The 24,652-nt window shown below is 53.3% G+C and carries 24 protein-coding genes and 1 pseudogene; 10 read left to right on the forward strand and 15 right to left on the reverse strand.

Annotated elements, in window-relative coordinates; all coding sequences use genetic code 11:
- Positions 1-149: 149 nt before the first annotated feature.
- From ybeD to lipA, 3 genes are all read left to right on the forward strand, one after another.
- Positions 150-413: a DUF493 family protein YbeD gene (gene ybeD / locus ACCW76_RS16865; protein ID WP_034829045.1), complete on the forward strand. Its 264-nt coding sequence runs from the start codon at positions 150-152 to the stop codon at positions 411-413.
- Positions 414-482: 69 nt separating this feature from the next.
- Positions 483-1,133, forward strand: a complete 651-nt coding sequence (gene lipB, locus ACCW76_RS16870; RefSeq protein WP_436339340.1) for a lipoyl(octanoyl) transferase LipB — start codon at positions 483-485, stop codon at positions 1,131-1,133.
- A gap of 176 nt (positions 1,134-1,309) precedes the next feature.
- Positions 1,310-2,275 carry a lipoyl synthase gene (gene lipA / locus ACCW76_RS16875; protein WP_436339341.1) on the forward strand — a complete coding sequence of 322 codons (966 nt, stop codon included), beginning with the start codon at positions 1,310-1,312 and terminating at the stop codon, positions 2,273-2,275.
- A 132-nt stretch (positions 2,276-2,407) separates the two neighbouring features.
- Here lipA and tatE read toward each other — a convergent pair whose 3' ends face one another.
- The 6 genes from tatE to ACCW76_RS16905 all read right to left on the reverse strand — a co-directional run bounded on the left by tatE (position 2,408) and on the right by ACCW76_RS16905 (position 7,098).
- Positions 2,408-2,611 carry a twin-arginine translocase subunit TatE gene (tatE, locus tag ACCW76_RS16880; RefSeq protein ID WP_034829040.1) on the reverse strand — a complete coding sequence of 68 codons (204 nt, stop codon included), beginning with the start codon at positions 2,609-2,611 and terminating at the stop codon, positions 2,408-2,410.
- Between the two features lie 107 nt (positions 2,612-2,718).
- Positions 2,719-3,489, reverse strand: a complete 771-nt coding sequence (locus tag ACCW76_RS16885; RefSeq protein ID WP_038648340.1) for an amino acid ABC transporter ATP-binding protein — start codon at positions 3,487-3,489, stop codon at positions 2,719-2,721.
- Complete coding sequence (locus ACCW76_RS16890) at positions 3,486-4,436, reverse strand: amino acid ABC transporter permease (protein WP_436339343.1); 951 nt, start codon at positions 4,434-4,436, stop codon at positions 3,486-3,488. Before ACCW76_RS16890 ends, ACCW76_RS16885 begins: the two co-directional genes overlap by 4 nt.
- Positions 4,433-5,320, reverse strand: a complete 888-nt coding sequence (locus tag ACCW76_RS16895) for an ABC transporter substrate-binding protein (RefSeq protein WP_436339344.1) — start codon at positions 5,318-5,320, stop codon at positions 4,433-4,435. The genes ACCW76_RS16890 and ACCW76_RS16895 overlap by 4 nt, the downstream gene beginning before the upstream one ends.
- Positions 5,321-5,341: 21 nt before the next feature.
- A complete protein-coding gene (locus tag ACCW76_RS16900; protein WP_034829032.1) occupies positions 5,342-6,136 on the reverse strand; it encodes a deaminated glutathione amidase in 795 nt (264 codons plus the stop codon).
- Positions 6,137-6,138: 2 nt separating this feature from the next.
- Complete coding sequence (locus ACCW76_RS16905) at positions 6,139-7,098, reverse strand: ABC transporter substrate-binding protein (RefSeq protein WP_038648351.1); 960 nt, start codon at positions 7,096-7,098, stop codon at positions 6,139-6,141.
- Between the two features lie 135 nt (positions 7,099-7,233).
- Between ACCW76_RS16905 and ACCW76_RS16910 the strand changes: the two genes are divergently transcribed.
- Positions 7,234-8,589, forward strand: a complete 1,356-nt coding sequence (locus ACCW76_RS16910) for a PLP-dependent aminotransferase family protein (protein ID WP_436339346.1) — start codon at positions 7,234-7,236, stop codon at positions 8,587-8,589.
- Here the strand turns inward: ACCW76_RS16910 and ACCW76_RS16915 are convergent.
- The 3 genes from ACCW76_RS16915 to pagP form a co-directional block, all read right to left on the reverse strand.
- The gene (locus ACCW76_RS16915) at positions 8,567-8,998 is read right to left on the reverse strand and encodes a GNAT family N-acetyltransferase (RefSeq protein ID WP_436339347.1); all 432 of its coding nucleotides are present in this window, start codon (positions 8,996-8,998) and stop codon (positions 8,567-8,569) included. The genes ACCW76_RS16910 and ACCW76_RS16915 overlap by 23 nt on opposite strands.
- A 357-nt stretch (positions 8,999-9,355) precedes the next feature.
- Positions 9,356-9,565: a transcription antiterminator/RNA stability regulator CspE gene (cspE, locus tag ACCW76_RS16920; RefSeq protein WP_034829024.1), complete on the reverse strand. Its 210-nt coding sequence runs from the start codon at positions 9,563-9,565 to the stop codon at positions 9,356-9,358.
- 150 nt (positions 9,566-9,715) lie between these two features.
- Entirely contained in the window at positions 9,716-10,237 is a 522-nt protein-coding gene (pagP, locus tag ACCW76_RS16925) for a lipid IV(A) palmitoyltransferase PagP (protein ID WP_436339415.1), read from the reverse strand.
- 999 nt (positions 10,238-11,236) lie between these two features.
- Here pagP and ACCW76_RS16930 point away from each other — a divergent pair.
- On the forward strand, positions 11,237-11,482 hold the full coding sequence (locus tag ACCW76_RS16930; protein WP_008103719.1) for a hypothetical protein: 246 nt from the start codon (positions 11,237-11,239) through the stop codon (positions 11,480-11,482).
- Positions 11,483-11,590: 108 nt separating this feature from the next.
- Entirely contained in the window at positions 11,591-12,673 is a 1,083-nt protein-coding gene (locus tag ACCW76_RS16935; RefSeq protein ID WP_436339349.1) for a malate/lactate/ureidoglycolate dehydrogenase, read from the forward strand.
- 47 nt (positions 12,674-12,720) lie between these two features.
- On the opposite strand, the gene gntT is transcribed toward ACCW76_RS16935, so the two are convergent.
- A complete protein-coding gene (gntT, locus tag ACCW76_RS16940; RefSeq protein ID WP_436339351.1) occupies positions 12,721-14,037 on the reverse strand; it encodes a gluconate transporter in 1,317 nt (438 codons plus the stop codon).
- 125 nt (positions 14,038-14,162) lie between these two features.
- Here gntT and ACCW76_RS16945 point away from each other — a divergent pair.
- Positions 14,163-15,475 (forward strand): annotated as a pseudogene (locus tag ACCW76_RS16945) (iron-containing alcohol dehydrogenase).
- Positions 15,476-15,633: 158 nt separating this feature from the next.
- On the opposite strand, the gene ACCW76_RS16950 reads toward ACCW76_RS16945, so the two are convergent.
- The 4 genes from ACCW76_RS16950 to ACCW76_RS16965 form a co-directional block, all read right to left on the reverse strand.
- The gene (locus ACCW76_RS16950) at positions 15,634-16,461 is read right to left on the reverse strand and encodes a Cof-type HAD-IIB family hydrolase (RefSeq protein ID WP_436339417.1); all 828 of its coding nucleotides are present in this window, start codon (positions 16,459-16,461) and stop codon (positions 15,634-15,636) included.
- A 108-nt stretch (positions 16,462-16,569) separates the two neighbouring features.
- Positions 16,570-17,043, reverse strand: coding sequence for an RcnB family protein (locus tag ACCW76_RS16955; protein ID WP_038648374.1), 474 nt, complete (start codon positions 17,041-17,043; stop codon positions 16,570-16,572).
- A 102-nt stretch (positions 17,044-17,145) separates the two neighbouring features.
- Positions 17,146-17,613: a hypothetical protein gene (locus tag ACCW76_RS16960; protein WP_436339354.1), complete on the reverse strand. Its 468-nt coding sequence runs from the start codon at positions 17,611-17,613 to the stop codon at positions 17,146-17,148.
- Positions 17,614-17,988: 375 nt separating this feature from the next.
- Positions 17,989-18,228 carry a DUF1272 domain-containing protein gene (locus ACCW76_RS16965; RefSeq protein ID WP_436339355.1) on the reverse strand — a complete coding sequence of 80 codons (240 nt, stop codon included), beginning with the start codon at positions 18,226-18,228 and terminating at the stop codon, positions 17,989-17,991.
- A gap of 182 nt (positions 18,229-18,410) precedes the next feature.
- Between ACCW76_RS16965 and ACCW76_RS16970 the strand changes: the two genes are divergently transcribed.
- Positions 18,411-19,514 (forward strand): AI-2E family transporter, encoded by a 1,104-nt coding sequence (locus tag ACCW76_RS16970; protein WP_436339357.1) that lies wholly within the window; start codon positions 18,411-18,413, stop codon positions 19,512-19,514.
- A 63-nt stretch (positions 19,515-19,577) separates the two neighbouring features.
- Positions 19,578-20,579, forward strand: coding sequence for an AI-2E family transporter (locus tag ACCW76_RS16975; RefSeq protein ID WP_436339359.1), 1,002 nt, complete (start codon positions 19,578-19,580; stop codon positions 20,577-20,579).
- Between the two features lies 1 nt (position 20,580).
- Here the strand turns inward: ACCW76_RS16975 and ACCW76_RS16980 are convergent, their stop codons facing one another.
- Positions 20,581-23,280: a cation-transporting P-type ATPase gene (locus ACCW76_RS16980; RefSeq protein WP_436339360.1), complete on the reverse strand. Its 2,700-nt coding sequence runs from the start codon at positions 23,278-23,280 to the stop codon at positions 20,581-20,583.
- A gap of 741 nt (positions 23,281-24,021) precedes the next feature.
- Here ACCW76_RS16980 and ACCW76_RS16985 point away from each other — a divergent pair.
- Entirely contained in the window at positions 24,022-24,645 is a 624-nt protein-coding gene (locus tag ACCW76_RS16985; RefSeq protein WP_045816367.1) for a response regulator, read from the forward strand.
- Positions 24,646-24,652: the final 7 nt, after the last annotated feature.

Here is a 24,652-nt window from a genome sequence, read left to right on the forward strand (position 1 = left end):
AATCGTCTGTCTGATACCATATAATTAGAAACCCCCGTTTCAAACGTATAGGGGAGGCTGGAAAGCCTCCCTTATCGATTTTTTATGCATCACCTGTTGTAGGGGCGGCCTGCGGGCTTCTCTTCTCAATTTTAAGCACCGGAGCCAACATGAAAACCAAACTGAATGAACTGCTCGAATTCCCTACCCCCTTCACCTATAAAGTAATGGGTCTGGCGCAACCGGAGCTGGTTGATCAAGTGGTTGAAGTGGTACAGCGCCACGCCCCCGGCGACTATACCCCGGCGGTGAAACCCAGCAGCAAAGGTAACTACCATTCGGTTTCTATCACCATCACCGCAACGCATATCGAACAGGTAGAAACCCTGTATGAAGAACTGGGTAACATCGATATCGTGCGCATGGTTCTGTAATACCCACGCTGGCAAAGGCGGCTTTGCCAGCGTTATACTCAGCCCTCCACTCTTTACCGGATCTCCGCTTTGTCAGCTAACACGCTTCTTGTTCGTCAACTGGGCCAGCGCGACTGGCAATCTGTCTCCGATGCAATGCATCAGTTTACCGATCAACGTGACAGCAGCACCGCCGATGAAATCTGGCTGGTGGAACATCATCCGGTGTTTACCCAGGGCCAGGCAGGCAAAGCCGAACATCTGCTGATGCCGGGAGATATTCCGGTAGTGCAGAGCGATCGTGGCGGTCAGGTGACATATCACGGGCCTGGGCAACAGGTGATGTACGTGCTGATTGATATTAAACGTCACAAAATCGGTGTCCGGGATCTGGTCACTGCGCTGGAGGAAACCGTGATCGCCACCCTGGCGGATTATGGTATCGCTGCGCGTGCGCGTGCCGACGCACCCGGCGTCTATATCGGCGATGACAAAGTGTGCTCGTTAGGCCTTCGTATTCGTAAAGGGTGCTCTTTCCATGGTCTGGCGTTGAATGTGGCGATGGACCTGGCGCCTTTCCTGCGCATCAATCCCTGCGGTTATGCCGGTATGCGTATGACGCAGTTAAGTGAAAAACAGCCGGGCGTCACAACCGCCGATGTACAACCCCGTTTGGTACAACATTTCGCCCGTTTGACTGGTTTCACCCAACTGGAATGGCAAAATGATGCAGCGGTCTGACCTTGACTGTCTGTGCTCATTTACAAAATTGTAACTTTAGCGCTCGCATATCGGCTGCTTATGCGCAGACGAAATGATATAATTTTTGCCATATTTTCAAATAAAGTTGAAAGCCTGGTTCTCAGTTTGAGTGAGGAAGCTTTCAAATCGCAATCCCGACCGGAACCTGCAGATTTATGAGTAAACCAATTCAGATGGAACGTGGCGTCAAGTATCGCGATGCCGACAAAATGGCGCTGATTCCGGTGAAAACCGTGATGGTCGAGCGTGAAGAGATTCTGCGTAAGCCGGAGTGGATGAAGATCAAACTGCCTGCGGATTCCAGCCGCATTCAGGGTATCAAAGCCGCCATGCGCAAAAATGGTCTGCACTCGGTGTGTGAAGAGGCCTCCTGCCCTAACCTCGCTGAATGTTTTAACCACGGCACCGCCACCTTTATGATCCTCGGTGCGATTTGTACGCGTCGTTGCCCATTCTGCGACGTCGCCCACGGCCGTCCAAATATGCCTGACGCCAACGAACCGCTGAAACTGGCACAAACCATTGCCGATATGGCGCTGCGTTATGTGGTGATCACCTCGGTTGACCGCGACGATCTGCGCGACGGCGGGGCCCAGCACTTTGCTGATTGCATCACTGCCATTCGCGAAAAAAGCCCTACCATCAAAATTGAAACCCTGGTGCCTGACTTCCGTGGTCGTATGGATCGTGCGCTGGAAATCCTCACCGCCACGCCGCCAGATGTGTTCAACCACAATTTGGAAAACGTGCCGCGCGTATATCGTCAGGTGCGTCCAGGTGCCAACTACGACTGGTCACTGAAGCTGCTGGAGCGTTTTAAAGAAGCGCATCCGGATGTGCCGACCAAGTCTGGCCTGATGGTCGGATTGGGCGAAACCAATGCGGAAATCATTGAAGTCATGCGTGATCTGCGTCGTCATGGCGTCACCATGCTCACACTCGGCCAGTATTTGCAGCCAAGCCGCCATCACCTGCCGGTACAGCGCTATGTTAGCCCGGCAGAGTTTGATGAGATGAAAGAAGAAGCCATGGCAATGGGCTTTACCCACGCGGCCTGTGGCCCGTTCGTCCGCTCTTCTTATCATGCGGATATGCAGGCTAAAGGGCTGGAAGTGAAATAATCGGTGCTGCGGGTGTGATGCCCGCACTCAGGCTGTTTTAACCTGCGCCCAAAAACAAAAACCAGACTGGAAGCAGTCTGGTTTTTTTATCAACGTCATAAATATTTACACTTATTGACGTTTGAAGTCGGATTACTCTTTGTGGCTCACGCGTTCAGCCGGCGCTTCTTCAGCGGTGCTTTTGGTTGCGGTGGATTCATCGTCTTTCATGGCTTTCTTGAAGCCTTTAATGGCGGAACCCAGATCACCACCCAGTGAACGTAACTTGTTGGTACCAAACAGCAGTACAATAAGTGCACCGATGATCAGCAGTTTGGCAATGCTGAAACCTTCCATACTTTACCTTTCAACCTTAGCGAAAAACAGACATGACTATTAACGCGCAGTTTATCAGCTGTCACAACTGGAATCTGTAACAGATTACGATCAACATCCGCGCAACATTAAATAAAGCGGCTCAAAAATGCCTGCGTTCGCGGGTGCTGTGGATTACCGATTACCTGCTCCGGTGTCCCCTGCTCCACCACCACGCCGCCATCCATAAATACCACCCGGTCCGCCGCCTCACGTGCAAAGCCAATCTCATGTGTCACCACGATCATGGTCAGACCACGATCGGCCAGCGTGCGCATCGTCGCCAACACCTCCCCCACGAGTTCGGGATCCAGCGCGGAAGTTGGCTCATCAAACAGCATCAACGCCGGTTTGATGGCTAAAGCGCGAGCAATCGCCACGCGCTGCTGCTGGCCGCCGGAAAGGTGGCGTGGCCACGCATCGGCTTTGTCACTCAATCCCACCGTCGTCAGCAGTTCGCGCGCATGCTGCAACGCTTCCTGGCGAGGAAACTTATGCACACCAATGGGCGCTTCAATGATGTTTTGCAGCACGGTCATGTGTGGATAGAGGTTGAATTGCTGAAACACCATGCCGATCTTCTGACGCTGGTGAGCAATCCGCCGTGCCGACAGGCGATGCAGAATCCCACGCTTCAATTCGTAGCCAATCTGCTCTTCACCCACCATGATCGAGCCGGCATTCATATCTTCCAGATGGTTAATACAGCGCAGGAAGGTCGATTTTCCCGAGCCTGATGGCCCGAGAATCACCACCACTTCACCGGGAAACACATCCAGATCGATCCCTTTCAATACTTCGTTATCGCCATAACTCTTCTGGACATTGCGCGCAGATACCAGCGGCTGAATCTCACTCATACATCCTCCTTCAGCTGATGTGTGGCTGCTACAGCCGTGTCTGCCCGGCGCTTGTTCACCACGGTACGTTTGGTGCCGCGTGCGTAGTAGCGTTCGATAGCGGACTGCCCAATATTCAGGATCGAAGTGATGAGCAGATACCAAATTACGGCGACCATCAGCATCGGAATAATTTCAAAGGTGCGGTTATAAACGGCCTGCACCGAGTAAAGCAGATCGCCCATGGCTATCACGCTCACCAGCGAGGTCGCTTTAATCATACTGATCAGCTGATTACCGGTCGGCGGAATGATGGATCGCATCGCCTGCGGAATGATAATGCGGCGCAGCGCACGGCTGCGGCTCATGCCAAACGCCTGTGTGGTTTCCACCTGCCCTTGATCCACCGACAACAGCCCGGCGCGGATAATCTCGGCCATGTACGCCGCTTCATTCAACGCCAGACCAGCAAACGCAGCAGTCAGCGGTGTAATCAGATCGTTGGTATTCCAGCTGGCGAAGGTGATGTCCGTCCAGGGTACGGTTATCGAAAGGGTTGGAAACAGCGTCGACAGGTTGTACCAAAAGATCAGCTGCACCAGCAGTGGCGTACCCCGGAAAAACCAGATATAGAGCGACGAGATGCCGCTCAGCAGTTTGTTTTCCGAAAGACGCCATACCGCCAGCAGCAGGCCCAGCAGCGTACCGAGGATCATGGAGACCACCGTCAGCCCGAGCGTCACCTGCAGCCCTTTCATCACCGAGCCTTCAGTAAACCACTGCAACACCACTTTCCATTCAAAATTGGGATTGGTCGCCACCAGCCAGAGAAAGTTGGCTGCGACCACCAGTACCACAATCCATGAGATCCAGCGTCCATAAGTGGGCGCACTGCGGGCGAAAGCGACATCGCGCTGTTGCACGTTGGCCTTATCCCTGGCTCGCGTATTGTGGGTGACCGGATTCATTTTGCTGTCCCCTGCGCCAGATTACGACCCGGCTGCTGCAAGATATTGCCGTCGAGTTTCCACTTTTTCATGATCGCCGCGTAGGTGCCGTTCGCGAACAGCTCTTTGTAAGCATCCAGTACCACGTTGCCCAGATCAGAACCTTTTGGTACGACCGTGCCCTGGAAAATGTCGCCAAAGCCGTTTTTCTGTCCTTTACCGGAAAGCTCCAGTTGGCCATTGGCCTGCTCGATAAAGTAGGTCAGCGGCGCCTGAGAAGAGAAGAATGCATCAGAACGCTTAGAGCGCACCGCCAGAATCGATGAAGGCTGATCGGTAAAGGATTGCACCACCACCGCAGGCTTGCCCGCTGCGACGCAGGCATCCGACTGCTTACGAATCACCTGCTCAGCTGAACCGGCTGCCATCACGGCAATACGCTTGCCGCAGGTGTCTTCCAGACCGTTAATTTTCGCTGGATTGCCCTTCTGCACGCCGAACACCACGAACTCCTGCACAAAATCGATGAAGTCGACTTTCTGCTGACGATCGGGATAGTCGCCAATCGGCCCAATCGCCATCTGATAACGGCCCGAGTTAATGCCAGCTAAAACGCCCGACAAACCGCTGACCGTGGCATGTTCAATTTTCACACCCAGCAATTGAGCCAAAGCATTCGTCAGGTCAGCAGAGGCGCCGTCCATCGAATGTGGACCGTTAACGATCTCATAAGGAGGAAACGATCCGTTGTTTACCGAAATCATTTTTCCGGCGCTTTTAATCTCTGCTGGCAGGCGGTCATGCAGCGCCTGATCAACTTTCTGCGTTGGGATAGTTTCCGCTGCCTGCACCGCGCTGACCGTCAGCCCCAGCGCCAACGCTATTGCTGTTGTTAGTTTATTCATGAGCCAGTTCCCCAAAATCTATCAAAGTGGTTTCAGTTCAGGACGAGCAAAACGGCGGTTTTCCAGCACCGGCAGTACGCTACGTGCGTAGGCAATACGTTGTGGGTCGAGGTCGGCGAAGACCAGTGCCGCCGACTCTGGCGCTTTGGCTATCGCCACGCCAAGAGGATCGATGACCAGACTGTTGCCGATATTGCGCGGGCCACATTCGCCCACCGCCACCATGTAACAGGTGTTCTCCAGTGCGCGTGCAGTACACAGCAGTTCCCAGTGCATCTCTTTCAGCGGGCCTTTCACCCAGGCGGCAGGCAGCACCAGCACATCCGCACCGTCCAGTACCAGACGGCGCGCCAGCTCCGGGAAGCGCACGTCGTAGCAGGTCATCAGGCCCACTTTCATCCCCGCCACTTCCACCAGCGGTGGGATTTCGTTGCCTGGATTTACGCGCTGCGACTCCTGCATCGCAAACGCATCATAAAGATGCAGCTTTTCGTAAGCGGCGATGAGTTCACCGTTGCGAATGGCAATCAGCACGTTGAGCGCTTTGTTGCCCTCTGTCGGCACGTGCACGCTCATCATGGTGGTTAAATCGTTGCCCTTACTGACCGCCAGCAACTGTGTGATGAAAGGGCCATCCAACGGCTGTGCGGCTTTCAGTACCAAATCAGGGTCGGCAATATCACGCGCCAGCACGCCTTCTGGCAGGACCAGTAAATCCGCGCCTCCAGCCAGTGCATTGTTCATTAAACCGATGCAGATATCGGTGTTTTCCTGCCATTCGCGGCTGACAGCAAACTGCCCCATTGCAACTTTCATCTTTACTCCCCTTGCACTGCTGCCGGGAAAATCGCTTCCGGCGTCAGTAATGTTTTGGTTAAGCCTTGCTGGAACAGCTCGTTAGCAAAATCGGCGATCATCTTTTTGTTAGCGGAGAATCCGTTTTGATTCCAGTCCGCCGGTAATTCCTGCGCGGTACGTCGCAAATCATCCAGCAGCCACGGTGTGGTGTCGGCGTATTTCTCACGTTTCTGCATCCACATCTGGTACGAACGATCGATGATTTCGCTCAACGCCTGCGGCAGCCAGGGATGCATTTCCGCCAGTGCCGGTTTCATCGCCAGCAGATGGATGCCCGGCACGTAGCCGACGCGGTTAAAGTAGTCGCGCTCGGCGGTCACAAAGTCGTTTTGCAATTGGCGCAGGCCAGAATTCTTCAGGAAGAAACCTTCCGGCATAAAGGGCGTGAACACCGCATCCAGTTCACCGGCCTTGAGCAGATCGATCAGCGGGCGCTCACCCGGTGCCGGCTCAATGCGGCCCGGACGACCAAAGCCCGCGAGGCGATCAACAATCGGATGTTCTTCAGTCAAACGTCCGGCAAACCAGTACGCATCATCGATCTCCACGCCAGCCTCACGCAGCACGGTGCGCGTCCAGGTGTTGCCAGAATCCTGCCAGCCGGTCACCCCGATTTTCTTGCCTTTCAGCTGTGCAGGCGTGGTAATTGGGCTGTCAGCGGTAGTGATGATGCAGCGCTGGCGGAAGCCGCGCATCAGGAAGTGCGGCAGGCCGAGCAGTGCGTTATCACCTCTGGCGCATGCCTGGGCATAGCGGCTGAATGACACTTCACCCGCATCGTATTTGTCGCTGGTCGCGAGGTTATCAACCAGCGTGCCCACGCGGTCAATCTCCAGCGTGAAGCCTTCTGGTTTGATGTCGCCGAGTGCCAGCGGGGTGAAATAATCCCAGTCACGCACCGCCAGTCTGATGGTTACCATAATTGTGCTTTCCCCGTTTTCGGCCAGAGATCTGGCGCTGTTTATTTATTCAGCAAATAGTGCTTGAATTTGAGTCTAAAACGCGAATACTAATCTGAACAATCAATTCTTTGTTACTGAACAAATGATTTTCTTATGACGCAAACGGTAGATGTCGAGTGGCTTAGCCAACAAATAGATGATGCTTCGGTAAAGGGAATAACGCTTACCGCCTCAACGTTAATTCGGGACGGCCAAATCGCTGTGGGTATGCAAATGCCTGCGGTGCGCGAACTGGCGGAGCGGCTGGGCGTCAGTCCGGCAACCGTTTCTGCTGCCTGGGCGCAGCTGAAGAAGCAGAAAGTACTGGCGGGTAAAGGACGCAGTGGCGTTTGGGTGTGTGGCAACAGCGTGCTGCCACGCCCCATCCGCTTTGAGAAGATTGGCAACTATGGCGAGAACATCCGTGCCTCACTGGCCATGGCTTCACCCGATCCGGCGCTGCTCCCCGATCTCCAGCGGGCGATCCTCGCCGGCATTGCCTCGCCTGAGCTAAACAGCTATCAACGCGAAGCGATCTCCCCGCAATTGCAAGCGGCCATCAGACCACGCTGGCCCTATCCGGCGGAAGCCTGGTTGGCTACAGATGGCGGCTTTGATGCCATGAATTTGATTGTGCAAACGCTGCTGTCACCGGGCGATCGGGTGGTGATTGAAAACCCCACCGCTACGCGTTTGCTGGATATGCTGGAGAATATCGGCGCAGAAATTTTGCCGCTACCCTGTGATGATCAGGGGCCGATCCCCACGGCGCTGGCCGCACATCTGCAAAAATCACCGGCGATGTTTATCTATCAGCCGCGCACGCATTCGGCCACCGGCTACAGCGTGACACAGCGTCGCAGTGCCGAGTTGGCACGGGTGCTGGCGAACAGTACCACGATGATTGTCGAGGATGATGGCATTGGCGATCTGTCGCGCTGGCCGGCCTGGAGCCTGGGTTTCCACTTCCCGGAGCGGGTCATTCACGTTCACTCTTTTTCCAAAGCTTATGGTCCCGATCTGCGCCTGGCGGCGTTATCCGCGACGGCAGACATGGTGAAACGGCTGCAGTCGTGGCGTAACTTCGGCGTCAGCTGGACCAGCCGTATCTTGCAGGATGCGGTGGCGTGGATGCTCACCGATGAGGCCACACAGCAGAGCATTCAACAGGCGAAGACCGTTTACGCGCAGCGTCGCCAGCAGTTACTGGCGGCACTGGCGAAACGTGGAGTGGTGCTGGAAGAACGAGATGGATTGAGCGTGCAAATCCCGGTGGAATCAGAGCAGTACGCCATGATCACCCTGGCAGCTCGCGGCATCGCCGTACTGCCGGGAGAACGCTGCTGCCTCAACGGCGAGCCGTTTATTCGCGTCAGTGCTTCACTGCTCCCGTTCGATCAGCTTGACAGCATTGCTGACGCGCTGGTCATCGCCACCGGGCGTGAACTTAAAGCGAGCCCAGATCTTTGATGTGATAACACGGAGATTCCACATAGCCTTCACGCGAGTAGAACTGGTTGGCTTTAAGGCGGGAAGCGTGACAATGCACTTCCATGCGATCGCAACCCCGCTCACGCGCTAACTGCTCGGCATGGCTGAGAAGCTGTTGGCCACTGCCTTTACTGCGCTCGCCTTCCGCAATGCAAAAATAGCTGATGCGGGCGAAATCACCGGGCAGCGCCAGTTGGGGGATAAAGTGCAAAGAGAGAAACCCCAGAACCTGATTACCGTGTTCTGCCACCAATAAAATTTCGTCGGGATGGCTGCATAACTGCGCCAGACGCGTATCAATAAACTTTTCTGTGCCGCTGTAACCCAGTTCGGTTAACAGCGCACTCAGGGCAAAACTGTCTTTTGCCAGTGCCTGACGTATATTCATCCTGCCTCCTCATGAGTCCTTGCATGCAGTTATATAGCGTTGTTGCGTAAAAAGCTGCAAGTAAGGATTGTTATGAGAATGTTACTGCCAGGTTCTGTGAAATACGCCGCAGAATGTGCCCTGTCATCAGACTGTCATCACGGCTTAAGGTTGGCTTAACCTGGCTTTGCGATGCTGAATGAAATACATCTCTGGGGCGCGCACATGAAAAACCTGATTCCACGTAGCTACAATGAAGTGATGGCGCTTTTCGTCGCCATGGCGGCCGTATTGGGCTATTCCCTGACCTGGTGGCACATGTAAAAAGGACAAAAAAAACCCGCCATTAGGCGGGTTTTCAAAATTCTAACTGTTAACTTACAGAGCGATAACGTTAGCAGCAGATGGGCCTTTAGCGCCGTCAGTGATTTCGAACTCTACACGCTGACCTTCAGCCAGAGTTTTGAAACCATTGCTCATGATTGCAGAGAAGTGTACGAATACATCTTTGCTGCCATCTTCTGGAGTAATGAAACCGAAGCCTTTCGACTCATTAAACCACTTAACGTTACCTTTGATCTTGGACATCTATATTACCTTTACATGAAAAATGGACACTAAACTGTGTCGGCATCTAGTACAGCAATTGCGGTGACATTTGTCCAGTGAGAATTGATGAAAAAGTGATAAATATTGATTTTTTGCATCCCCTTCACACTTTTTGACGCATTTCACCCGCTAAAACTGGAATCTCAGCCAGGCAAAATAGACGTTACCGTTATTATAAGTCCCTGGAATATAAGTCATTTGGAACGTGGCTGGACCATATCCTATTGATGCTAATGGCAAAACCAGTGGAACCGGGATATAACGCCAGTTATCTCTCGCCGTTACGCCCGCGGTGTAGCCTGCACCGATGTGGAAATTCTGATCGTTCAATGGCCGCCAGGTCGCTTCCCAGCCATAGCCGGCGATAGGCTCCCATTTGTTGAACGAGTCTTTGAACACCATGGCATACAGCCCATGCCAGTTGCCTTTCTCATCCCAACGAGATACACCGCCACCAGCGCCCCACGGCCGCTCGTTGTACTTTTCGATATGCTCGTCATCATAGGTCCAGCGGTTATGCCAGGTGATAGCGGGCAGATAAAAGTCATAATGCTGTGGCTGCGACCAGGTTTGCTCAACATTTGTACTAAATGTATTCCATCCCGCTTCAATGGCTTGCGATGTCGTGGCTGCTGATGCCGAAAACGTCATGGGTAACGTCAAAATTCCGCCTAAAAGTGCGGAGAAAATGTGCCGGTTCACAAAAAAATCCTATTAAATCATCTCTTAAATTCGCCCCACCCTGTTAAAAAAACGCATTCGTTGAGTGGGCGATTATTAGCGCAACGAGTTAAAAGGATATTTAAAAAAGCGGCTAAAAACTCCAGGTATTGTCTGTGTTACAACATTATTTTCCGATGATTTAGATTAGGTTGTGGTTTATCTGTGGAAAGAAATACCTCGGTCGTCAGGAAAAATGCACATTAAGTGCACTTGATACGTGATAATCACTCCACTATATAACTTAATTTTCAGCAACTTAACGCCGATCATTTACATCAGAAATAAATTAATTAAATTTATGAATTGAACTCTGCAGGCGAATAAGATAAATCTCATCTTTCCAGGACGGAGAGGGAGGAAGATTGAAATGACGATTCGCTGTCGACGCTGCGGCTGCGCTAAATTTTATTTCACATTGCCAAAAGTGGAAGAGGAGAGAAATAACTCTCACCACGGTGCGTGTTGCGCGGGTTGTGATAAACCCATTGACTGGCGTGACCTTATTCCGGCAATGCTAACTTTTAGCGAATTTGCCGCGTTCCGGGCAGAATAACGAATTCAGGCACCTCAGGTGCCTGTTCGTGTCAGAAAATCAGTTTAAATACACCCGTAATCGTCAGTAATCCCACGATAAAAATGATGGCAATAATCCACAGAATTATTTTCATTGTTCGCTCCTTCAGTGATGAAAAATAACGCGCCTTTTATCCAGTATAGATGATCATTCTGTGTTCGCTGTGCAGTGCGAGCACTGTCACGCATCGTGATGAGCGTTGCCTTGCCTTCAGTTTTATTTCTGCGAGACGGGTCGCATGTCGCAATTTTATCCCCCGCTCGCGCTGCGCACCGCCAGCCTGTGCTGTCTAAACTTACAGCGCCTCTAGCAGGCCTCAATTGTTATCACTGCCTACGTAACAAGGAGATCATATGAGCACGATTAATACCAGCATGGGGCGTTACAGCCTGAAGGCAAAGGATTACGGCAACCACATCAGTGGCAGCATTGCCATTAATGATGAAGGTGGCACCCAACTCACCATGCAAGAGTTTGAAGAGCATTACCTTGACGATGTCGTCAACAATGTCATTTATCCGGTCACGGGTGGGAACCGTGAAATTACCCGCGCGTTGCGCGATCAGATGGTAAAAGCGGGCTTTGAACAGCCGCATTGAGTTTTTGGGCCACAGATTGTGGCCCTTTGCTTTTGATAACCCTCACTTGCGGTAATGATAGTTTTAAGCGCAGGATGCAATATCGAACATGACAAGGAGATTGACCGCGTGAGTACCCTTTACCGACTTCCCCCTTCCCAGCTCCATCAATTTGTTCAGGCCATTTGGTTACATGCCGGCAGCAGCGCCGAAGAGTCACGTTTAGTGGCTGACCATCTGGTGGCCGCCAATCTGGCCGGTCACGATTCCCACGGCGTGGGAATGATCCCGAGCTATATGAGTTCACTGAAGCAGGGCTTCCTGCAACTGAACCAGCACACCACCATTGAAAAGGATGCCGGTGCGGTGCTCACCCTGCACGGCCATAACGGCTTTGGTCAGGTGGCTGCACATCAGGCGATGCAGTTGGGTATTGAGCGGGCAGCGAAGCTGGGCATCGCTGCGGTCGGCTTACACCATTCCCACCATATTGGTCGTATCGGTCATTGGGCGGAACAGTGCGCAGCTGCGGGATTTGTCTCTTTCCATTTCGTCAACGTGATGGGCGATCCGATGGTTGCGCCCTTTAACGGCAGCGACCGTCGTTTTGGCACCAACCCCTTCTGTGCCATCTTCCCGCGCCAAAATGCCAAACCGCTGTTGCTCGATTTCGCCACCAGCGGCATTGCCTACGGCAAAACGCGCGTGGCATGGAACAAAGGGCAACAGGTCGCACCCGGTTATCTGATCGATCATCAGGGGCAGCCCACCACCGAGCCCGGCGTGATGCATCAGGCACCTTATGGCTCGCTGATGCCGTTTGGCCTGCACAAAGGTTATGCGCTGGCCACGATGTGCGAAATTCTTGGCGGTGCGCTGTCCGGCGGACGCACCACGCACGATGCCACGCTGGTCAGCACCCATGACGCCATCTTCAACTGCATGACCACTATCATCGTCAACCCCGAAGCATTTGATGCCCCTGCGATGCAAGAAGAAGCAGAATCGTTCCTCGAATGGGTAAAACGCTCGCCACAAAGCGGCGATGCACCGATTCAGGTGCCGGGTGAATGGGAAGAACAGAATCGTACCGAACGCGATCGTGAGGGTATTCCGCTCGACAGCAACAGCTGGGAACAGATTTGTGCAGCGGCATTACAAGCGGGCATGCCCGATGAAGAGCTGGCGGCCTTCCGCGCGCTGGCGCAGTAGACCGCAGCAGTGAAGATGCTGAGGCACATCGCCTCAGCTGAATTCCGTCAGATAACGTTAGCCAGCAGCAAACAGCCGACCAAACCACACACCGAAATAATGGTTTCCAGCGCGGACCAGGAGCGGATAGTTTCGCCAATGGTCAGGTTGAAATATTCCTTGAACAGCCAGAAGCCCGGATCGTTGACGTGAGAGAAGATCACGCTGCCGGAACCCACGGCAATCACCATCAGTTCCGGGCTGGCACCGCTGGTAGCAATCAGTGGCGTAACGATCCCGCCGGCGGTAATCGCCGCCACGGTGGCTGAACCCAATGCGATACGCAACACCGCCGCGATAGACCACGCCATAAAGATCGGCGATACATTGGTCTCGTGCATCATACTCGCGATGTATTTATCGACGCCGCTGTCCACCAGCACCTGCTTGAACGCCCCGCCGCCGCCAATGATCAACAGCATCATGGCGATGATTTTGATCGAGTCGGTAATGGTACCCATCACTTCATCCATACTCCGTCCACGGTTCAGACCAAAGGTGAAGATGGCGATCAGTACCGCAATCAGCGTTGCCATAATCGGGTCACCAAAGAACTCCGCATACGGCAACAACAGATGCCCTTTCGGCAACACCATCTCCGCGACGGCGCGCAAGGCCATCAGCACTACCGGCACTAACGCCGTCCAGACGCTGACGCCAAAGCCCGGCATTTCTGCTTCGGTAAAGGTTTTTGGGTTCCACAAACCTTCCGGGATCGGTTTGTCGATGCCTTTCAGGAAGCGCGCATACACCGGGCCCGCCAGAATCACGGTCGGAATACCCAGCAGCGTGCCATACAGCAGCGTTTTACCCATATCGGCGTTGAACAGCGTCGCAATCGCTGTTGGGCCTGGATGCGGAGGCAGGAAACCGTGCGTCACCGACAGTGCCGCAGCCATCGGCACACCGACGTACAACAGTGGCACACGCGCCGACGCCGCGATGCTGAACACCAGCGGCAGCATCAACACAAAGCCCACTTCATAGAACAGGGCGAAGCCCACCGTGAATCCGGTTAAGACCAGCGCCCACTGAATGTGTTTTTGACCAAATTTAGCAATCAGCGTGGTGGCAATACGCTGGGCACCGCCGCAGTCGGCCAGCAGTTTCCCCAGCATCGCGCCGAAGCCCATGATCAGCGCCAGGCTACCCAGCGTGCCGCCCACTCCGGTTTTGATCGATCCAATCACTTTGTTGACGGGCATGCCCTGCATCATACCCACCGCCAGCGCGACCAGGATCAGCGCAATAAATCCGTTCAGCTTGAAGCGAATCATTAACAGCAGCAGTAAGGCTACGCCAATCGCCACATAGAGTAATGGCATAATTTTTCTCCACTTTTGCGCACGACAGCATGTCGGCAGCGGTTTGTTTTGTTTATCCCAAAGGACAGTCGATTCGGTGACATCGCTGAGAGGCACGCGGTCTGTCGCACAATGTTACGGGTATCATGTTAAGGGTAACATTGCGCACAAAGCATCAGCCGCGCGGGGGGAATTTCTGTTTTGCGAAGGTGATCAACTTTTTGCCAGGCAGTTATCAGAATGTTTGCAGCGGGGGCGTCACCGCTTTTGGTTACACTAAGGTCTTTATGCCCTTCAAAAAAAGGATCTGCAGGTGAGTGAGAATCTGATCGAGTTGTACAGTAATCAACAAACCCTGTTTGGACGTGGCAGCATTGACCGATTATTGCCGCTGCTGGCTGCCCATCCCCAACCGACATTGCTGTTTTGTGGCCGATCTTTCCTTAACGGTCCCGCCTGGCAGAGACTCGGTGCGGCACTCAATGACCAGATTCTGGGCTATGAGATTGTCAGCCATGAAGCCTCGCCTGATGAAATCGATGCCTGGGTCAATCGCTGGCGCGGTCATGTGGATCGCGTAGTGGCGATCGGCGGCGGCAGCGTGCTGGATGCCGCTAAAGCCTTCAGCGCCATGATGCAGCATCCGCTGAACACCGCACGCTACCTGGAGAAAGTGGGCGATACGCCAGTTCAGGCAATCACTCTGCCGCTGATCGCCATTCCCACCACAGCGGGAACAGGCAGTGAGGCGACGCAAAACGCCGTGGTGACCGATCAGCAGCATATTCAGGTGAAAGCGTCGCTGCGCCATCCGGTGTTTGTGCCACAGGTGGCCATTCTGGATGCCGATTTGCTCAAGGGCACGCCAGATAGCGTACTGGCAACCTGCGCCATTGATGCCTTTACCCATCTGTTTGAAGCGTATCTGTCGCGCAAAGGCAATCTGTTTACCCAACAAACGGCGCTGAATGGGCTGCGGCTGTTCTTTCAGGCGTGGCCAAACCTGAATCGTGACGATGCGCAAGGTGATGAAGCGCGAGAAGCGATGATGATGGCTTCCTGGCTGGGCGGCGTATGCCTGAGCAGTGCGGGATTGGGCGTGATTCATGGGATTGCCGGTGAACTGGGCGCTATCAAACCTTTCCATCACGGAGAAGTGTGTGGGCGTTTGCTGTTCCCATTCCTCGATGTGCTGGCGGAAACCGAACACGCTGAACAGCAGCGTTTGATGACACAGTTGGGACAAGCATTGTTACCGGACGATCCGGCGCCGCCCGCGCTGGCGCTCAAAGCCTGGTTGCAGCAGCATGCGATTGTACCGTTCTGGCAGGATGGGCCGACCTTGAGCGCCACCGACGTTGACTGGATTGTCGCGCGCGCCAACAGTAAAAACGGCTGGGTCAGTTACGATGCCCCCACCCTCACCGAGATGATTACTGCGGCCTGGCACGTTGCATAACATCGGTTGATTTAAACGGTGCGGGCGCGCCAAAGCACGCCCGCACCACATGACTCTCCCGCCACTTTACCGCGCCATGTCTTGCGGCTTCATCTCGCCGCGTCTGGGTATGCTCAGCGCATCGATAAGGCAACGCAAAAATGAGTGTCAGATGACGCTCAGAGGTCAAACGGCGGTTTGCCCGCCAGCATCTGTTCGATCACCTGCAGCACACCCTCTTCATTGTTGCTGGGCGCTTCATAGCGTGCGGCGTCTTTCACTTTTTGCGGGGCATTCGCCATGGCGAAGCTGAAGCCCGATTGCTGCAACATCTCCAGATCGTTACCGCCATCGCCAAACACCAAAATCTCGCTACGATCGATGCCCCAGCGTTTGCCGAGCAGATCGAGCCCATGGCCTTTGTGATTGCCAGGCACAATCAGATCCACTGAGCCGTGGCCGCTGGAGGTCGCTGCGGCCGAACCCTGATGCAGGCGTTCGATATCGGCCATTAACGGTTCAACATAATCATCGGAAAGATTGAGGGCGAACTTGAAGAGTTTGTCATCCGCGACCTCATCGAGGCTGCGAATCGGCTTCAGACGATGGCAGTAGTGGCGCATCTTCACCAGCCAGCTCTCGTCGAGACCATCGAAGTAGTAGGCACTTTCGCGTCCGCAGAGGATATAACGCAGTTCCGGGTAGTGCCCGTTGTGCAGGGTATCGAGTACCGCATCGATATCGTCACGGCTGAACGCGCCGCAGAACAGCTCTTCATCGCGATCGATGATCCATGCACCGTTTTCGGCGACGAAGGCAATTTCGCTGGAGATATCGGGGAAGAAAGATTTGAGTTGGTAATACTGGTTGCCACTGGCGACCACAAATTTGATGCCGTGCCGTTTCATTTCCTGATAACAAGCCTGAAAACGAGCCCGGTTGTACTGCTTTTTATCGTCGAGAAAGGTGCCGTCCTTGTCTACTGCCACCATTTTTACCACGGTCATCATGACTCCTTAGCGCGTTGTAGGGAAAAAAGGGTCGCATAGAGAATAACCTGGTGAAGGCAGAAAGCAGAGAGAAACACGGATGGCCGTAGTCATCCGTGGGAGAGATTAGTTAAATGCGCCGTTCAGCAACAGCGAGGTGATCACGCCAGTGGCGGCAGCAATCAGGACGTAATTGCCGTCAACGTAAGACCAGTACTCACCGCGCGGCGGCTCTGGCAGACGGCGTTCACGCCAGTCATCTACGCGATAGTGCGGGCCGCGGAATTCTGGCGGCATCGGGTGTCCGCGACGGAAATCGTGGCCGTTCCAGGCGAAGTGATCGCCGTCATGGTGTCCATCTGGGCCACGATGGTCGGCATAACGGTCATGATGATCCGGGCCACGGTCCGGGCCATGGTTGTAGCCATGATCGGGGCCGCGATCGCCACCATGGTCAGGGCCACGTCCATGATCCTGATGCTGGTCGCCGCCGTGCTGCTGCCAGCGCTGGTCGCCCGGGCCATCTGCCCAGGAAACGGAAGAGAACAGTGTGCTGCATGCAATAAGTGACGCAATAAGACTTAATGTTGTTTTTTTCATGATGTTGCCTCCAATGATAACGGCAGTTACTGCGCCGTCGAGAGACACTATTCATCAATTAAAAACAAAAGAGGATTTCCAAAACTCTTAAAAACCGCAGACTTACATTAAATTACTACAAATTAGCGATTTCTTAACGGTTGTGTCTTTTCTGACATTATCTGGTCTTAAAGTCAGCGGATTCATGCTACAGCGGGGAGGAAAGAAACCCGATCGCGAGGATCGGGTGGAGAATGCTATTTCCATAAATTGCATAAAGCGGGTAAACCCTAAAATTGAGGGTAAAACTGAAGCACACAACGCCACATCACTAGCATTGCGGATAAACAATACCATTTTAAAATGCAAAATTCTTTTAAAAACCCCTGCTTTTCGGAAAAAACCGTAAAAATAAAACGGTGCAGAAAAATAATCTGCTGTGCGACGGTTCTGAAGTACAAATAAGGTCTGTGCTCTGACCAGAATAGCGGTTTGATAAATTTCGTGCTCGCGCAGTTGAATGAAATGAACCGACCATCCGCGATAACCCCACAGCCACCAGGCGATAAAACACTGCCAAATCAATGCCATTTCGTTAAAAATGCTTCAACAAAGCGTTTCCCCCACCAGACTTCAGCGTTATTCATCAATTCACCAGGCATTAATTAGCGAAAATAGCGACGCATCCCGATTAATTCACAATCGTGATTAATATCGCGCTAAATATAGTTCAGGTTCTATATCGATTATCGGATGTTTATTTCAACTTCGCTGTCAGCGTAAGAATATTACGTTACCGCTACTGTTTATTTCCGCGGGAAGAAATCGTGGAAAGAATAATAGTCAGTGCCAGCCTGAGGGGGATCGCGGTTGGTTAAAACGGCTACGCTAAGTCCCCATCTCCCGCACGTTGCTGCGCCAGTACGGCATTAAACACCTGAGCGAGGCGCAACGGTGCCAGTGGATTCAGCGCGTCGGGGAAGCCGATAAATGACGCGTGGTCGAAGCCGGATGGCGCGCCAACGCCGCCGCCGGACGCACCGGACGGCGCACCAGCTCACCCTCACAGTTCGGACAACGGTAGTTCAGCGTCGTTTCCACGCACCCGACACAAAAGGTGCATTCGAACGAGCAGATACGCGCATCCGGTGAGTCTGGCGGTAAGTCTTTATCACAGCATTCACAGTTGGGGCGTAATTCCAGCATCGCTCATCTCCCGTCAGATTTTTCATCATCATCACCGTGATTCAATCTTTGCGCCAGCCCGCTGACAGACATCAGCAGGACAGATCGGGACATCCGATGTCCGCACGCGTGGCCTAAAAGCATTACATTCCACGTTTCACGTTCTATAGTTCAATCGCCACGTTTACTAACGAGACTATTGAATGCGTATTAAAGGACTTAACTTCGGCTTCTTTATTGTGATTTTGGCGATAGTCACCTACGCCTTTTTTGATGTGCTGACACCTTACTTTTCTGCCATTTTTTGGGCAGCCATTCTGGCGGTGATCTTCCATCCGCTGAAGTCGCTGCTGCGCCGTAAAATGGGCGATCGTAACGGGCTCGCTGCCTTTGCCACTCTGGCGATCATCTGCCTGATGGTGTTCACGCCATTAGCGATTATCACCTCGTCGATGGTAGTTGAAGTCAATACTGTGTACACCAAACTGCAGAACAGTTCGTCACAGTTCCCGACGGTGTTTGCCGAATTAATGCAGCACTTACCGAACTGGGCGCAGAGTTATCTCGCGGAGCACAACCTGAACAATGCCGGCCAGATTCAGCAGAAACTGTCTGAGTTTGCCCTCAAAGGCGGCCAATACATGGCAGGTAGCGTGTTCATGATCGGTAAAGGGACATTCACCTTTACGGTTGGCTTCGGCGTGATGCTGTATCTGCTGTTCTTCCTGTTGAAGGATGGCCCATGGCTGGTGAATCTGATACTGGAAGCATTGCCGCTCTCTACCTATGTGAAGCATCACCTGATGGTGAAATTTGCCGCCGTCTCACGCGCTACCGTCAAAGGCACGGTGGTGGTCGCGGTGGTTCAGGGCGTGTTGGGCGGTCTTGCCTTCTGGTTCACCGGCATTGACGGCAGCTTGCTGTGGGGTGCATTGATGGCGTTCCTGTCGCTGATTCCGGCGGTCGGTTCTGCCATCGTTTGGGTGCCAGCCGCCATCTTCTTCTTCGCCACCAGCGCGGTGTGGAAAGGCCTGTTCCTGGTCGGCTTCTTTGTGGTGATTGTGGGTCTGGTGGACAACATTTTGCGTCCGCTGCTGGTCGGAAAAGACACCAAAATGCCTGACTACTTGATCCTGATCTCGACGCTGGGCGGCATGGAAGTCTATGGTATTAATGGCTTTGTTATCGGCCCGTTGATTGCCGCGCTGTTTATCGCCTGCTGGAACCTGCTCTCCGGGCGCGACAACCGCGAAAACGTTGAGGAAATCGACGAAGAAGTGATTGAAGAGGGGAAATCGCGCGAGTAAGGCGTTTCCCTGTCAGGCGGTTGCTGCGCACAGCAGCCGCCGGTTTACCGGAGAACTGCATCGATGTACCAGGGTTGGTTAAAATCTTTCGCGCCGCTGGCGCAGACGCTTATTCTGCTCGCGAGTCTGACCCTCGTGTTATTTGGGCTGCGACTTGGCGCGCCACTGATCAACCAGGTACTGCTGGCGATATTTCTTGCTGTGATGCTGGATCCGCTGATTAGCCGTCTGGCACGACGCGGCATCCCGCGTACGCTCTCTTCTCTGCTGGTGATTGCCATCCTGCTGCTGCTGATCGTTATCACCATCATGTCACTGAGCGCCTCCGCTCCGGATCTGATCAAACTGAGCCGACAAGCACCCAATCTGGTGGCAGCCAAACTGCAATACCTGACGCTTTCCCTGAGCCAGATGGGTATCGTGCTTACCGCCGATGAGATGCTGAATTTTGTCGATGCCGGTGCCGTGGTGCGCTTTGTCACGACGCAACTGTCTTTAATCCCCGGCCTGCTTTCGTGGTGGCTGATGGTGTTCCTGATGCTGCTGTTTATGCTGATTGAACTGCCGCTGCTGAAACGCACGCTGCGCGCCAGCAAACAGCACTCCGCACTGTTTATCGCGCTGGAAGAAGGGATTCAGAGTGTGATTGTCTATGCGCGAGTGAAAACGTTGACCGGCCTGCTGGGCGGCGTGATTGTCTGGGGCGTTGCGCATCTGCTGGGGTTGAAGTTCGCCTTTTTATGGGGCGTGCTGATGTTTATCTTCAACTATATTCCGGTGCTCGGGTCGTTTCTGGCGGCGATTCCGCCAGTGATCCAGACCTTTATCCTGTTCGATACCCAAACCAGCCTGATGATGGTGGGATTCTTTGTGGTGCTAAACCTGCTGCTCAGTTCGGTGCTGGAGCCGCTGATGCTCGGCAAGCGCCTCAATCTCACCCTGACCGTGCAACTGCTCGCCTTCCTGTTCTGGCAAGCGCTGCTCGGTATGACCGGCGCGATACTGGCGATCCCCCTCACCTTCCTGCTGAAAAAAGTCTGGCTGGCACTGCGCCAGCCAGAGTGAGCTATCGGGCGACGCGCCAGCCGCGCGTTAGCTGCTTCTCGATTTCCACCAGCACGAAAATCCCGGCGCTGGCCGCCAGCGAGATAAACCAATATTTAATTGGCAGCGGCTCGGTGCCAAACAGCGTGTTCATCAGTGGCAGATAGATAATCATCGCCTGCAACGCCACCAGCACCAGCGTCACCAGCCAGATTCCGCGGTTTTTAAGCAAACCGGCATCCAGCGAGAAGCCATCGCTGTTGCGGCAGTTGAGCATATACACCCACTGGGCAGTGACCAGCATCTGCAACAGCACGGTACGAATGAACTCCGGCGAATAACCGCGCGGCTGCAGCCAGGCTTCCAGCACAAAGGCGCTAATCGAGATCAGCAGGCCGACGAAAACCACTCGCCAAATGGCGTAACCGTCCATCACATGACTGCGCACATTACGCGGCGGCCGACGCATGATATTGCGCTCGGCGGCTTCAAACGCCAGTCCAAATGAGAGCGTTGCCGAGGTCGCCATATTCATCCAGAGAATCTGCACCGGTGTCAGCGGCAATAGATTGCCCATCAGAATCGCGATGATGATCAACAGCCCCTGCGCGAGGTTGGTCGGCATCACAAACAGGATAGTTTTCTTCAGGTTATCGTAAACACGACGCCCCTCTTTCACCGCCGCCGCGATAGTCGCGAAGTTATCATCCGCCAGAATCATGTCCGCCGACTCTTTGGTCACTTCAGTGCCTTTGATGCCCATGGCGATGCCGACATTGGCCTGTTTCAGCGCAGGCGCATCATTCACGCCATCACCGGTCATGCCGACGATCTCCCCGCTCTCCGCCAGCGCTTTCACCAGACGCAGCTTATGTTCCGGGCTGGTACGCGCGAAAATATCGTACTCGCGCGCCGCTTTGCTCAGTTCCGCATCATCCATGTGCTCCAGCTGATAACCGGTGATGGCGCTGTCACTGTTGCCGATCCCCAACATTTGCCCGATGGCCATCGCCGTTTCCGGGTGATCGCCAGTGATCATTTTGACGCGAATCCCCGCCTGCTGGCAGTCACGTATGGCGGTAATCGCTTCGGGACGTGGCGGATCCATCATGCACGCCAGACCCAGCATCATCATGCCCTCACGCAGATCGGCATGATCGATCTGCTGCTGCCCCTCCGGCAGCCAACGCCAGGCCGCGGCCACAGTGCGCAGCCCTTCGCTGGCATAAGTGGTGATCGCGGCGTTCCAGTAGTCGCGATCCAGCGCTTCGGCACCCTGCGCGCCCTGCTGCTGCTGACACAGCGCGAGCAACACATCCGGTGCGCCGGTCAGCAACAGGCACGCATTGCCATCGATCAGGCAACTCACAGCCATATATTTGTAGGCCGAATCAAACGGCAGCTTGCTCAGCACCTGCACTCTTGCCGAATTGATACCCGCTTTCGCCGCCAGCACCTTGAGCGCGCCCTCGGTGGGGCCACCAACAATCCCCCAATGGCCCTGTTGATCCTGCCTCAACTGGCTCTCGTTGCAGATATTCACCGTCTGTAAAAAGCCGTTGAGCAGTGCCTCATCGCGCTGTCCGCTCTCCAGCTGAAACTCCCCTTTCGGCTCGTAGCTGTTGCCACTGATACGCCAGTGGCTGTTCGCCAGCACCAGCGCTTTCACCGTCATTTCGTTCATGGTCAGCGTGCCGGTCTTATCCGAGCAGATCACTGACATGGCACCGAGGGTTTCTACCGTCGGCAGCTTACGAATGATGGCGTGATTGCGCGCCATTGACTGCACGCCTAGTGAGAGAATGATCGAGATGATCGCCGGTAACCCCTCTGGCACCGCCGCAACCGCCAGGCTGATCACCGCCAGCAGCAGTTCCGCCAGCGGGATGTCGCGCAGCAGAAAACCGAACACGAACAGCGCGGCCATCATCAGCAGAATGATGTAGAAAATCGCTTTGCCGAGTTTTTCAATCTGCACCAGCAGTGGGGTTTTAGCCTCTTCGATGGAGGAGATCATCGCGTTGATGTGCCCCAACTCGGTATCACCGCCAGTGGCGATCACCACACCTGCGGCAGTGCCAGAACTCACCGTGGTACCGGAATAAGCCAGATTCAGCCGATCGCCCAGCGACTTTTCACCCTCCAGCGCGTCGCTCAACTTGGATACCACCGTGGATTCCCCGGTGAGGATGGCTTCTTCCACCCGTAAATTGTGCACGTCGAACAAACGCAGATCGGCAGGGATCTTGTCGCCGGGCCGCAGCAGCACTACGTCACCGACCACCAGCTCTTCGGTCGGCACAGCAATCTGCCGTCCATCCCGCAATACCATTGCTTCGTTCGAGAGCATGTTCTGAATGCTTTTCAATGACTTCTCGGCGTTACTTTCCTGGATAAATCCAATCAGTGCGTTGATGACAGCAACGCCGAGAATGACAAAGGTATCCACCCAATGGCCCATCACCGCGGTGATCAGCGCTGCCGCCAACAGGATGTAGATCAGCACATCTTTAAAGTGCGCCAGAAAACGCATCAGTATCGATTTCCCGGCTTTCTGTGGCAGCACATTGCGGCCATGGGTCGCAAGACGCGACTGCGCCTCCTCGCTCTGCAATCCGCTGGGCGAACTGTTTAGGCGGGCAAAGGCCCTGGCACTCTCGAGCTGATATAAGGGCCGATCAGATGAATCTGATGGCTCTGGACGGAAAGGAACAACGGTCATATTTCACCCCGTGCGGTTGGCAATAAACTGAAAAAAGGAGAATAAAAACAAAAACCCAGTTTAATATTGTTAATTTGTACCGAGATGACCGGGGTCATGTTTTAGTTGAAAAGAGCGTTAATTAATATCGCTAATCACCATTCAATATCGAATTAATCACAATCTGGGAAGCAGAGGTGATGACGCTTTATTTTCCGATTAAAACCCACAGTGAAAATCACCAGTTAAATCAATTAAATCAGAAGTTTAACTTCATAAACCCCTTTATTTATGCAAGATTACTTACTGTGATGACTATCAGTGCAGTGACATTTTATGACGTTACTCTTAGGGCCACATAAGTCACTTTACCTTCAGGTGAAAATTAAACCCAATCTAAACAAAGTCACACTTCGCCTTTTCGTCGAAACACCTTCATTCCTCGTTTCGCCCCGTTAAGATCACTACCTGCTCAACTTAACCTTTATCTACAGCGATAATGTTCTTACTACTTACATAGCGAAATCATCAGCTCAACGCCCAATGACTTCGCTTACTTTAAACGACTCATCGCATAAATATAAAAATGAGTAAAAACCATAGTAAATATATAAATAATACGTCAGGTCATGATATTTATTGCATCAGGAAAGCCTTACAAAATAATTATTTGCGCCATTTAAACTTTACTCTTAAAATCCGCTAACCAATAAAACCAATCCTTATTAATATTCCATTCACCGCAATAAACAGGACAGCTATATGAAGGAAGTTCTCATCGTTGATGACCATCCCGTCGTTCGGATGGCATTAAGACTGCTGCTTGAAACGGACAACATGAATGTGGTGGGCGAAACGGATGACGGGTTTGAAGCATTAGCCTTAACCAAAAAACTGTCACCGGATTTGATCATCGTGGATATCGATATGCCCTCTTACAACGGCATCGATCTGGTGCAAAGGCTGCGCCACAACGGCTTTAGCGGCGGCATTCTGGTGCTGACTGGCAAAGACGTTGACCACTACATCAAGCGCAGCGCCACCGCCGGTGCCGATGGCTTTATTAGCAAACGCAATAACATGACCGAATTGCACGACGCCATTCGCGCGATTAATGCCGGATATGGCTTCTTTCCTTTAAATCGCCGACGTCAGGGTTTACCGGATGATATTCAGGAAGACAAAAATAAAATTGCTAATCTCTCCAGTAAAGAATTGCAGGTGCTGGTGTATTTATCCAAAGGCATGAAAGTGGTGGAAATGGCACAACGGATGAAGATCAGCGATAAAACCGTCAGCACTTATAAACGCCGATTAATGGAAAAGCTCGATATTCAAAATATGGTCGGCCTTTACGAGTTTGCTAAACGAAATAATATCGCCTGACCTCATC

The sequence above is a fragment of the Pantoea sp. C8B4 genome (assembly GCF_051336905.1).
GTDB classification, from domain to species: Bacteria; Pseudomonadota; Gammaproteobacteria; order Enterobacterales; family Enterobacteriaceae; genus Pantoea; species Pantoea rwandensis_B.

Excerpts from the sequence above, each read along its gene's own strand:
- ACCW76_RS16930 (WP_008103719.1), top strand. The coding sequence starts at position 11,237 with ATGAGCACGATTAATACCAGCATGGGGCGTTACAGCCTGAAGGCAAAG.
- ACCW76_RS16915 (WP_436339347.1), bottom strand. The coding sequence starts at position 8,998 with ATGAATATACGTCAGGCACTGGCAAAAGACAGTTTTGCCCTGAGTGCG.
- ACCW76_RS16975 (WP_436339359.1), top strand. The coding sequence starts at position 19,578 with ATGTACCAGGGTTGGTTAAAATCTTTCGCGCCGCTGGCGCAGACGCTT.
- tatE (WP_034829040.1), bottom strand. The coding sequence starts at position 2,611 with ATGGAAGGTTTCAGCATTGCCAAACTGCTGATCATCGGTGCACTTATT.
- lipA (WP_436339341.1), top strand. The coding sequence starts at position 1,310 with ATGAGTAAACCAATTCAGATGGAACGTGGCGTCAAGTATCGCGATGCC.
- ACCW76_RS16885 (WP_038648340.1), bottom strand. The coding sequence starts at position 3,489 with ATGAGTGAGATTCAGCCGCTGGTATCTGCGCGCAATGTCCAGAAGAGT.
- ACCW76_RS16970 (WP_436339357.1), top strand. The coding sequence starts at position 18,411 with ATGCGTATTAAAGGACTTAACTTCGGCTTCTTTATTGTGATTTTGGCG.
- ACCW76_RS16900 (WP_034829032.1), bottom strand. The coding sequence starts at position 6,136 with ATGAAAGTTGCAATGGGGCAGTTTGCTGTCAGCCGCGAATGGCAGGAA.
- ACCW76_RS16910 (WP_436339346.1), top strand. The coding sequence starts at position 7,234 with ATGACGCAAACGGTAGATGTCGAGTGGCTTAGCCAACAAATAGATGAT.
- ybeD (WP_034829045.1), top strand. The coding sequence starts at position 150 with ATGAAAACCAAACTGAATGAACTGCTCGAATTCCCTACCCCCTTCACC.
- ACCW76_RS16960 (WP_436339354.1), bottom strand. The coding sequence starts at position 17,613 with ATGGCATTGATTTGGCAGTGTTTTATCGCCTGGTGGCTGTGGGGTTAT.
- ACCW76_RS16955 (WP_038648374.1), bottom strand. The coding sequence starts at position 17,043 with ATGAAAAAAACAACATTAAGTCTTATTGCGTCACTTATTGCATGCAGC.
- ACCW76_RS16950 (WP_436339417.1), bottom strand. The coding sequence starts at position 16,461 with ATGACCGTGGTAAAAATGGTGGCAGTAGACAAGGACGGCACCTTTCTC.
- ACCW76_RS16985 (WP_045816367.1), top strand. The coding sequence starts at position 24,022 with ATGAAGGAAGTTCTCATCGTTGATGACCATCCCGTCGTTCGGATGGCA.
- pagP (WP_436339415.1), bottom strand. The coding sequence starts at position 10,237 with ATGACGTTTTCGGCATCAGCAGCCACGACATCGCAAGCCATTGAAGCG.
- ACCW76_RS16980 (WP_436339360.1), bottom strand. The coding sequence starts at position 23,280 with ATGACCGTTGTTCCTTTCCGTCCAGAGCCATCAGATTCATCTGATCGG.
- gntT (WP_436339351.1), bottom strand. The coding sequence starts at position 14,037 with ATGCCATTACTCTATGTGGCGATTGGCGTAGCCTTACTGCTGCTGTTA.
- ACCW76_RS16890 (WP_436339343.1), bottom strand. The coding sequence starts at position 4,436 with ATGAATCCGGTCACCCACAATACGCGAGCCAGGGATAAGGCCAACGTG.
- ACCW76_RS16965 (WP_436339355.1), bottom strand. The coding sequence starts at position 18,228 with ATGCTGGAATTACGCCCCAACTGTGAATGCTGTGATAAAGACTTACCG.
- ACCW76_RS16905 (WP_038648351.1), bottom strand. The coding sequence starts at position 7,098 with ATGGTAACCATCAGACTGGCGGTGCGTGACTGGGATTATTTCACCCCG.
- ACCW76_RS16895 (WP_436339344.1), bottom strand. The coding sequence starts at position 5,320 with ATGAATAAACTAACAACAGCAATAGCGTTGGCGCTGGGGCTGACGGTC.
- cspE (WP_034829024.1), bottom strand. The coding sequence starts at position 9,565 with ATGTCCAAGATCAAAGGTAACGTTAAGTGGTTTAATGAGTCGAAAGGC.